4 protein-coding genes and 1 riboswitch are annotated in these 4,415 nt (G+C 51.0%); of the genes, 1 reads left to right on the forward strand and 3 read right to left on the reverse strand.

Annotated features, from left to right (window positions below; all coding sequences use genetic code 11):
* On the reverse strand, window positions 1-634 hold a 634-nt coding region (locus RT018_RS11795; RefSeq protein ID WP_312942210.1), incomplete at its 3' end, for a hypothetical protein.
* 24 nt (window positions 635-658) lie between these two features.
* Window positions 659-949 (reverse strand): hypothetical protein, encoded by a 291-nt coding sequence (locus tag RT018_RS11800; RefSeq protein ID WP_312942212.1) that lies wholly within the window; start codon window positions 947-949, stop codon window positions 659-661.
* Window positions 950-1,106: 157 nt separating this feature from the next.
* Here RT018_RS11800 and RT018_RS11805 point away from each other — a divergent pair, with 157 nt between their 5' ends.
* Entirely contained in the window at window positions 1,107-1,793 is a 687-nt protein-coding gene (locus RT018_RS11805; RefSeq protein ID WP_312942215.1) for a response regulator transcription factor, read from the forward strand.
* On the opposite strand, the gene RT018_RS11810 is transcribed toward RT018_RS11805, so the two are convergent.
* Window positions 1,774-3,789 carry an ATP-binding protein gene (locus RT018_RS11810; RefSeq protein WP_312942217.1) on the reverse strand — a complete coding sequence of 672 codons (2,016 nt, stop codon included), beginning with the start codon at window positions 3,787-3,789 and terminating at the stop codon, window positions 1,774-1,776. The genes RT018_RS11805 and RT018_RS11810 overlap by 20 nt on opposite strands.
* A gap of 412 nt (window positions 3,790-4,201) precedes the next feature.
* Window positions 4,202-4,348: riboswitch (FMN riboswitch) on the forward strand.
* Window positions 4,349-4,415: the final 67 nt, after the last annotated feature.

Below are 4,415 nucleotides of genomic sequence, written 5' to 3' on the forward strand. Positions count from 1 at the left end.
ATCCGCCTGTGACTGACACAGTCGCACTTGGGTCTTGTAAACAAATCGCTGCTTTTCCACTGGAACTGACTAGGGCATTTTCAGAAACCGTAACACTGCCAGAACTAACGATGGCATGACCAAGTGTACTAAAAACCTGACCGGTACCGCAGACATTTAAGCTTGCAGCGCTGTTGCTGATAACGATAGGAATGCTAAATTTTGAGCTGACCGTGCCGCTGCTGACTGTTAATGTGATATTGTAAAGTATAAAAATTGCATTTCCTTTGCCACCGGTGATGGCTCCGCCGTCTACAGTAAAAGACCCGTAATTACTGCTATCACTGCCAACTAATTTAAGCAAGTCCCCAGTGAAATCAGATGCAGCTGTGATAGACGCCTGCCAATCCACCGTTACGCCTGGGTCAATGTCAAGCGTGAGGGTGGATGCCGCGTCGGTAACTGTTCCGGTGACAGTAACTGTGCTGCCGTCTGCGGACACGTCTGCGTACAGCGAACCGGTCCCTCCTGTGTAGCTCTCAATCGTGCTTTTCAAGCTGCTTGCGTCCGCTGCAAACGCCACGGTCGGCAGCAGCGTCAACACCAGGCACAGCGCGAGAAACACGCTGCCGAATTTTTTACTAATTTGTTTCATTTTTGTATTGCCTCCTCAAATTAATCAGTTATCTTGCCTGCCCAGCAGGGTCATGATGTCTCCCAGTGCAATTCGCGGGCCGTCCCGCCAGTAGACGCTCTGCCCGTCGGTGCTTGGGCGGGGCAGCAATTCTAAATCCCGCAGGCTGTCGTAGCTGTGGTCTTCTTTAGGCAGACGCTGGGTGTCAAATAAAATCAGATGGCCGTTGCTCAGCTCAATGTCCAGTGTTTGTCCATCTAAAATGTCCACCCGGGTTATTTGCAACATATATTTTATCACCTCGTTTTCACCGATTTTGTCATAGCGTTTCCTCATGAAATCAGATTTTTTCTCTCATACCCTGTAAGCGTAGCAGAAAAATTTCCCTCTGTGTGAAAGGTTAAGAAATCTTATCTGTTTTTCAAAAAAGTTTTTTATAGCGGATTTTTACCCAAAAACATGGTATTATGGTCTTGAAAATGGAGGCGATGAGATGAAAAAAGCAAAGCTGCTGCTGATTGAGGATGAAACCGAGGTGCTGGAAATCAACCGGGAATATTTTGAGGGGAAGGGCTATGAGACGGTCTGTGCCCCCACGCTTTCCAAGGCGCGCTTTTTTCTGGAGGAGCACGCCCCCGATCTGATTCTTTTGGACGTAATGATGCCGGACGGCTCCGGCTTTGACTTCTGTGCCGAGCTGCGGCAAAAAACAAACGCCCCCATCATCTTCCTGACCTGCAGGAACGAAAATGAGAGCGTTGTAAAAGGCCTTTTGCAAGGCGGGGACGATTATGTCACCAAGCCCTATGATTTGAATGTTTTAAGCGCGCGTGTAGCTGCGCAGCTTCGTCGCAACGGCTTTATGTCTGCCGGAATCATCGAGCTGCCACCCTTGACCATTGATTTTTTGGCAGGCGAAGCTGTGCTGGACGGCAACCGCATTCCGCTGACATTGAAGGAATTGCAGCTTCTTGGCTGCTTTGCCCTGTTCGCCGGGCAGCGGCTGAATGCGGAGGAAATCTACCGTCGTGCGTGGGGCGAGCAGTCCCCCGGCGCGACCGGAACCGTCAAGACCCATGTGGCGAATCTGCGCAGGAAGCTCAGACTGGATGACAGCGGCTGGTTTGAGCTCTCCAGCGCCGGAAAAAGTGAATACATCTTCAGCAAGATTCAGTATTGACGGCGGCAGTGGGCAAGGTGAAGAAAACAGAGGTTCCCTTGCCCTCCTCGCTTTCCATCCAGATTGTCCCTCCGTGCTGCTCAACGATATGCTTACAAATATAGAGTCCCAATCCGGTGCCGGTATCCTGACCGCCGCCGGATTTTTCTTTGTGGTAATACCGTTCGAAAATATGAGACAGCCTGTCCGGGCTGATCCCTGTGCCGTTGTCGGCGACGCAGATCACAATTCGGCCATCCTCAAGCTTTGTGGAAATCGTAATTAGGCCGTTTGAAGTAAAGCGAACCGCATTGGAGATCAGGTTGACAATCACTTGAGATATCCGCATAGGGTCGGCGCTGACTGCGGGAAGCCCGGGCTCGATCTGGATTTTCAGGCGGTTTTGATTTTTATTGAGCATGGGATAGTGCGTTTCAACGGCCCCGTGGATGATTTCATCCATGTGACAGGAGCGCTTTTCCATGGCCATGCGCCCCTCCTCCATGCGGGTCACGTCGAGAATTTGCCCAACCATCAGGGAGAGCCTTTCCGCCTCGGAGGAAATGAGCTTCATCCGGCGGGATACTTCACCGCCATCCAGCTCGCCGGGACGTTCGGCAAGCTGCTTCGTGGTCTGGGCATAGCCGGACATGACAGTCAGCGGGGTTTTCAGCTCGTGGGAGACGTTGCCCAGAAACTCGGTTTTCAGACGGTTGAGGGTTTCCAGCGCTTCCTTTTCCGCCGCAAGCTTCTGCTCTTTTTCCGTTGCCTCAGCCAATACCCGATTGTTCATGAGAAACAGAGAAACAGTCTGCGCCCAAACAAAGATCAACATGGCTGACTCAGAGATCGGTGTTTTTGGGTGCTGATCGCCAAAAACGTTATTGTACAATAAGATGTCGCTCACAGCGGCGAGAAAGAATACCGCAATGCCATAGATGGCTGCCGACTGTTCCTTAATTGGGTTCCGCATCGTCCAAATCAGACCGGATATTCCAGGGACGATGCAGAGAACCAGCAAGATTTGATAGTAGATCAGAATGGACGTATAGAAGACCGAGTCGCCGAACAGGACACATAAGCCGTAAATCAAAGAGCCGATGATTGCCGTATACTGAACGGCCCGCAGAAACCGTCCCTTGATGTATTGCCCAAGGTACAGAGACAAAAAAATCGTGAGCAACACGACGCTCAGGTATTCCAGCAGAAAGGATGAATTTCCGGAGAGAAAAGAAAAGTCCACCCACGCCTGGCTCTGGATACATTCCCGCAGCGCCATGGCAAGGCAGGCAAGCGCAAAATACAGCGTCGCCTTCGTATGTGACAAAAGCAGATAGATAAAAAGCAGCAGCGCCGCCGCGCACACAAACGCGCCCATCACAAGAAAACCTTTGGTTTCGTCGGTCAGACCGCCGCTTGGCGCGGATGCCGTATTCTGAATGCTCAGGGTCGCCAGCTGCGCGCCGCTGCGATAATGGTAAAACTGCGCTGACTGTAAAATGATATCCATTTTGCCGTCTATCGGCGAGGCATAGCACGTGAGGTTATTCTCCCACACCTCGGTGTCCTGCTTTGTGGTCCCCGGCTGTCCGGATTGTCCGACCAGTTCGCCGTTGACATAGACGAGCATGGCGTGGCGTCCCGAGAGATTAAAGGTCAGGGTATAGACATCGCTGTTGTCAGGCAGCTCTACCACGAACCGTTGGGATAGATAATCCGCTCGCAGTGCGGCAAACTCATCCGTACTGACAGGGGTAGCGAAACCGGCAGTTTCCGGCGTCAGCAATACGTTGGGATAGTAGGCCGAGCCGGGCGGCAGAGTGACGGCTGCTTTCCAATCCGTGATATCCGTCAGGGCATAGACGCCGTTTTCCTCCTCGACAGTGGTGTTTTCCGGCTCGCTGTTTATCATACCAGGGAGCCGGGCAAATAGCATCAGCGCCAGAACGGTTAAAAACGCAGCAAGTATTATAAGCAGCAGCCGGTGCTTGTTTATGAACCCTTGGATGGCAGTCACCCCCTCCAAACTTTCGATAGGATGATTATAGCAGAGTGTGGAACATTACTCCAGAAAAACAAAATCCGAACCCTTCTCCAATTGGAAAAAGGTTCGGATTTTGTTGTTTTGGTGGACCTGCTAATACTTCTTGGAAAAAGGGGGATAAACCTGCTCGAACAAGTCGTATTTTGCTTTTCCACCTATGCAAACACATGACAAGCCAAGGCGGCATTTGCGCATACCGTTTTTGGTAAATTTACTTCCGTTTTCAGTTCGAAAAAGTAATCTCCGTCATATGGGTTGAAGTTAACTTTTCAACTCACCCAATTTTTATAACTATAAAAAATGTCGAAAGTTTTCTTTTCGGACATATTTCCCTCTTGCACTTTTTTTGCCGCCGTCGTATACTGATGGCAGAAAGCAACTGAATACGTGTCTTCAGGGCGGGGTGCGATTCCCCACCGGCGGTATAGTCCGCGACCGGACGTCCATTGGATGTCCGCTGACCCGGTGCAACTCCGAGACCGACAGTGACGTCTCTACATAAGAGGCACAGTCTGGATGGAAGAAGATATTAGCGGCAGAGCTGCGCCTTGGCGTGCTCCTTTGTTGCTTGTTTCACCTTGGGAAGACTCGATACTCAA

Origin of the sequence: Oscillibacter sp. (genome assembly GCF_032060045.1) — a bacterium.
Classification (GTDB): domain Bacteria; phylum Bacillota; class Clostridia; order Oscillospirales; family Oscillospiraceae; genus Oscillibacter.